This is a genomic window from Flavobacterium sp., from assembly GCF_044371705.1.
In the GTDB taxonomy this organism is placed as follows: Bacteria; Bacteroidota; Bacteroidia; order Flavobacteriales; family Flavobacteriaceae; genus Flavobacterium.
This window is the reverse complement of the sequence record NZ_JBILTE010000179.1, coordinates 1-5190: the sequence shown is the minus strand read 5'-3', so window position 1 is coordinate 5190 and position 5190 is coordinate 1. Positions and strand designations below refer to the sequence as shown.

At 37.6% G+C, this 5190-nt stretch carries 5 protein-coding genes; 1 reads left to right on the top strand and 4 read right to left on the bottom strand.

Features of this window, described 5'->3' with window-relative positions:
* Positions 1–1518 (bottom strand): choice-of-anchor J domain-containing protein (locus ACIQ2S_RS11010; RefSeq protein WP_396175921.1); only part of this gene is annotated, 1518 nt, incomplete at its 3' end.
* Positions 1519–1734: 216 nt separating this feature from the next.
* On the opposite strand from ACIQ2S_RS11010, the gene ACIQ2S_RS11005 reads away from it, so the two are divergent.
* The gene (locus tag ACIQ2S_RS11005) at positions 1735–2487 is read left to right on the top strand and encodes a UDP-2,3-diacylglucosamine diphosphatase (protein ID WP_396175919.1); all 753 of its coding nucleotides are present in this window, start codon (positions 1735–1737) and stop codon (positions 2485–2487) included.
* On the opposite strand, the gene recJ is transcribed toward ACIQ2S_RS11005, so the two are convergent.
* The 3 genes from recJ to ACIQ2S_RS10990 all read right to left on the bottom strand — a co-directional run.
* Entirely contained in the window at positions 2482–4176 is a 1695-nt protein-coding gene (gene recJ, locus ACIQ2S_RS11000; protein WP_396175917.1) for a single-stranded-DNA-specific exonuclease RecJ, read from the bottom strand. The genes ACIQ2S_RS11005 and recJ overlap by 6 nt on opposite strands.
* 29 nt (positions 4177–4205) lie before the next feature.
* A complete protein-coding gene (locus tag ACIQ2S_RS10995) occupies positions 4206–4631 on the bottom strand; it encodes an OsmC family protein (protein ID WP_396175915.1) in 426 nt (141 codons plus the stop codon).
* Positions 4632–4748: 117 nt separating this feature from the next.
* On the bottom strand, positions 4749–5190 hold a 442-nt coding region (locus tag ACIQ2S_RS10990), incomplete at its 5' end, for a hypothetical protein (RefSeq protein WP_396175913.1).

Sequence of the window (5190 nt, the reverse complement as noted above, 5' to 3'; positions counted from 1 at the left end):
GTTATTACTGTTTCTAAAACAGTTTGGATCATTAGCGTTTTGCAAATTCAATAATACGTTTGTTCCATTTGGATAAGGGCCAAATTGCATGGTACCAGGTGCTGTAATTGTTTGAGAAGCTCCGCCTACGCTAGAAGTTCCAACAATTGAAGTGGCAGTACCCATATTGGTTACGTTTGCTGTAGCAAAAAATTGTGCTCCATTAACACAATCCGGAACTACCGCAAAGGTAGCAGTGAAGTTGGTACAACTGTTTTTTACGATGGTTAGGCCATATCCGGTACTTTGCGTTGCGGCAGTAGTTGCCCAAGTTGATATAACTATATAATAGGTTACGCCTGCAGTTTGCGGTAAAACAATAACTCTAGGGTTAGTGCTCGAACCAAACGCACCGGCAACACAACTTACACCAATGTTGGCACAACTGTTATAAATAAAAATACCCGACCAAGCAGCAGTCGGAGTCATGGTGATTGTTACAGGTATGTTATCAGTTGCTGTAAACGAATAAACGACATCATCACCATTTAAATAAGGGCTACCTGTTCCGCAACCGGCTCCACCTGGACTTCCGTTGTAATCATCACCGTAATTACTTGTATTATCGGTTGTGATAAAGGGAATAGATCCGATTAGAATAGGTGCGTCACAAGTTTCACCCGGGCTAGTGGTTGAAAAGTCAAACGGACCCACCCAAGCACTTTCAGAACCTGCAGCAGTACATAAAGCTCGTACATAAAATTGATAATCAGTCGCTTGTGTAAGTGTCAAACCTAAAGCAGCTGTTGTTACAGGATTGCTGCTGGTTACAACACCTGTTCCTGTAGGAGCATTTGGTACTTGCACCACTTCCACTTCCCACTGCGTAGCAGATCCGGTACTTGTCCAAGAAAGTGTAGCTCCCGTTAAAGTCTCATTAGACGTAGCTAAATTCGTTGGATCCAAACATTTTTCTGCCACTTTTATATCGTCTAACAACCAACGGTCACCACCTAAAGCACCGGTAGGCTGTGTAAATACCATTACAAATGCAATATGTATATTTTGACCTGCAAAAGCAGAAAGATTTATTGTCTTTTCTTCATAGGCTGTATAGGGAACGCTCAAATCATTTTCAGTATACTGTTGCACAACTGCATAAGCTGCTAAATTAGATTGTGTAGGATTTGTTGAAACCCGAATTTGATATAATGTTCCTTGATTTCCCGCTAAAGTAGACCGGGAAAAAAATTTCAATTCGTGTATCCCAGCGGCAGGCACTGAAATTTGCTGTGTAATTAACCAGTCTTGAGCAGTATTACCCAGCCCAATATTTTCACGCGTCATAAAACCGGTCCACGTGCCGCTATTCGTTGGCTGAGCACTGGTTCGCACCCATGAGTTTGCTGTTCCCACCCCGTTATCGGTCACCAACCAATTGGTAGGGGGAAATGTCGTTCCTTCAAATCCTTCATTAATAAGCTGGCCAAAGCCAACGAAGGAATATAAAAACATTAATAATAGTGTAATTTTTTTCATAAAATGAAAGTTAAAGTTGTTTGATAAATAGCCTACTAAATTAAAATATTTTTTTGTGTTAACTAATTATTAAGAGTTAAAACCAAAGAAAATCGATGAAATTCACATAATTAAGTTCAAATGTTATTTTTTGATGAACATCTGTTCCCTATTTTAAAACTAAAAATAAATCGATAAAAAGGCGTTTTTTTATATATTTGGTCAAATTATTTCCCATTGAACACTAAAATTTATTTTGCATCCGATCAGCATTTTGGAGCTCCCACGTCAGAGAAAAGTTTTCCGCGAGAACAAAAATTTGTGGCTTGGTTGGACGAAATCAAAACAGATGCGTCAGCCATTTTTCTGTTGGGAGATTTGTTTGATTTTTGGTTTGAGTACCAAACGGTTGTCCCCAAAGGATTTGTAAGGGTTTTAGGGAAATTAGCCGAAATCAGAGATAGTGGCATACCTATTTATTTCTTTGTAGGGAACCATGATTTATGGATGAACGATTATTTTGAAAAGGAACTCAATATTCCGGTTTATTTTGATAATCAAGAATTCGAATTCAATGGTCAAACTTTTCTAATCGGACACGGTGATGGCAAAGGACCGGGCGACAAAGGATACAAACGCATGAAAAAAGTGTTTACCCATCCGTTGTCAAAGTTTATTTTCAGATGGTTGCATCCTGATGTAGGGGTGAAACTAGCACAATATCTTTCGGTCAAGAATAAGTTAATTTCAGGGGATGAAGATGTGAAATTTTTAGGCGAAGAAAACGAATGGCTGGTGCAATATGTCAAACGAAAATTGGAAACAAAACACCATGATTATTTTGTTTTCGGACACCGACATTTACCGCTACATATTAAGGTAGGCGAAAAGGCAACCTATATCAATTTAGGCGATTGGATTTCGTACTTTACCTATGGTGTTTTTGACGGAACTACTTTTGAATTAAAAGAATTCAGAAAAGAGTTATAATTCTTTTAAATCTCGCAATCGCAATTGCAAACTAGTTTGTCCGTTCCACTGATTTTCATCAATCGAATAAACCGCTTGAAACAATTGGTTGTTTTGGGTTTCTGTTATTTTTGATCCCAATCCAAAACCAACCGCTGCAAATCCTTGCGAGTCATGTTGTTTGACAAACAATTTTAAATGTTCATTAGCAGTGCCAATCGGCTTTCCAAAACCGGTATCTTTTAGTTCTTTCGTTAAAAATAGAGGGGTCATATTTTCAGGACCAAAAGGCTCAAACTGTTTGAGAATTCTGAAAAACTTATCGGTAATATCAGAAAAGTCAATAGCCGCATCGATACTTATTTCGGGTGTAAGCAATTCTTCCGGAATGGTTTCAGAAACTACTTTTTCAAACTGGTTTTTAAAATTTTCAAAGTCACTTTCTTTCAATGTCAAACCGGCGGCATACATGTGTCCGCCAAATTGTTCCAAATGTTCTTCACATTGTTCCAATGCCTCATAAATATCAAAATCTTTCACCGAACGAGCCGAAGCTGCCAACTTGTCGCCACTTTTTGTAAAAACCAACGTGGGACGGTAATACGTTTCAATCAATCGCGAAGCTACAATTCCAATCACACCTTTGTGCCAGTTTTCGTGGTAAACAACAGTGGTGAATCGTTCTTGCTCGTTGTTGGCAACAATTTGACTCAATGCTTCTACTGTAATCTGTTTGTCCAAACTTTTTCGGTCAACGTTAAAAGTTTCAATTTCCGAGGCAAATACCGATGCTTGTTCCAAATCAAATTCGGTTAACAATTGAACCGCATAATTTCCATGTTTGATGCGTCCCGCCGCATTGATTCGAGGAGCAATGATAAAAACTACATCGGTAATAGTCAGCGTTTCTTTCTTGACATTTTGAATCAAAGCCTTAATTCCGGGTCTTGGATTGGAATTGATGACTTCCAAACCGAATTTTGCTAAGATGCGATTCTCTCCCGTAATCGGAACAATATCGGCACCAATCGCTGTTGCCACTAAATCCAAATACGGAATCAAATCTTCAATCGTTTGGTTTCTGTGTTGTGCCAAGGCTTGAATAAGTTTGAAACCCACGCCACATCCGCATAATTCGTCGAACGGATAGGAGCAATCTTCTCGTTTAGGGTCTAAAACCGCAATCGCATCAGGTAATTCATTTCCGGGGCGGTGGTGGTCGCAAATGATAAAGTCGATGTTTTTTTCTTTGGCATACGCCACTTTGTCAATCGATTTAATACCACAATCTAAAGCAATGATGAGTGAAAGACCATTGTCTTCGGCAAAATCAATTCCTTTAAAGGAAATACCATAGCCTTCGTCGTAGCGGTCGGGAATATAGGTGGCGACATTTGGGTAATAACTTCGCAAATAAGAAGAAACTAACGAAACGGCAGTTGTTCCATCCACATCATAATCGCCAAAAACCAAGATGTTTTCATTGTTTGCAATAGCTTGCTCTATACGTTGTGCAGCTTTGTCCATATCTTTCATCAAATACGGATCATGCAAATCATCTAAAGAAGGTCTAAAAAACTGTCGGGCTTGTTCGTAAGAGGTAATTCCTCTTTGAACTAATAGAGTGGCAATGACTTCATCTACTTGAAGTTGTGAAGCTAAAGCTGAAACCAAGGCGGTTTCAGGTTTGGGTTTGAGTGTCCAACGCATAAAATGTAATTTTGAATGGCTTATATAGTTTAGGCGTGATGAAACTGAATTTCAATCGCAACTGTAGCAAATTTACGAAACATTTCCATAACTCCGCAATATTTTTCAACAGAGAGGTTGACCGCTTTTTCCAATTTACTTTCTTCTAAATTCTTCCCGTAAAAATGATAAACAACGCGAACATTTTGATAGATTTTCGGATGCTCATCTGTCAAATCAGCAGTAGTTTCAATTTTGAAATCGTCAACGGCTAACTTCATTTTTTCAATCAAAGAAGCCACATCCAATCCGGAACAACCGGCAAGTGAGGCCAGCATCAGGGCTTTAGGTCGTAATCCTTCGCCAACACCTCCGTTTTCAGGTCCGGCATTCATTAATAAAGTTTCACCACTCGGGTTGTTGGATTCAAATTGCATGTTGCCTTTCCAATCGGTGGTTACTTGGTGCTGTGTCATGGGATGAAGAATTTGGTTTGACACAAATTTAGTGAAGAAAATTTTAGAAGTGGATGAATTTAGGTATTTCTCGACGGTTTATAAAGTTCAGTGGCACTATAAAACAGAATTACTATTTTAATTAAACGAGTTTAAATCCCATAAGTGGTTTTTATTCAGAGAATTAATTGAATGATGATAAACGTCAACCTTTTCTTTTTGATAAAATAGCGATAAAGCTAAATTGTCAATATTTAATAGTTGTTCATTACTTAAATTAAAATTCTTAGTTAGATATAAGTCGTTGCTAAATCTATATTGATATTCTATAATGCTTTTTTTTCCAATGATTAAGATTTCGTCTAAATAACAATTTAACTGAGTTTGCTCAAAAATATCCTCTGTTGTAACTGAAATTATGATTTTGTTTTCAGAAAAGTAATAATTTACATAATGCATTGCTCCACCATCACTAGAATCTATGATTCTTTCTTCTTTATAAAAACCTGATGAATATTTTTTTATATTCCTCTTTATATAGATTTTACCATATTGGAAGTTTATGATATTTACAAGATTA

Coding starts and splice junctions, on each gene's coding strand:
- recJ (WP_396175917.1), bottom strand. CDS start 4,176: ATGCGTTGGACACTCAAACCCAAACCTGAAACCGCCTTGGTTTCAGCT.
- ACIQ2S_RS10995 (WP_396175915.1), bottom strand. CDS start 4,631: ATGACACAGCACCAAGTAACCACCGATTGGAAAGGCAACATGCAATTT.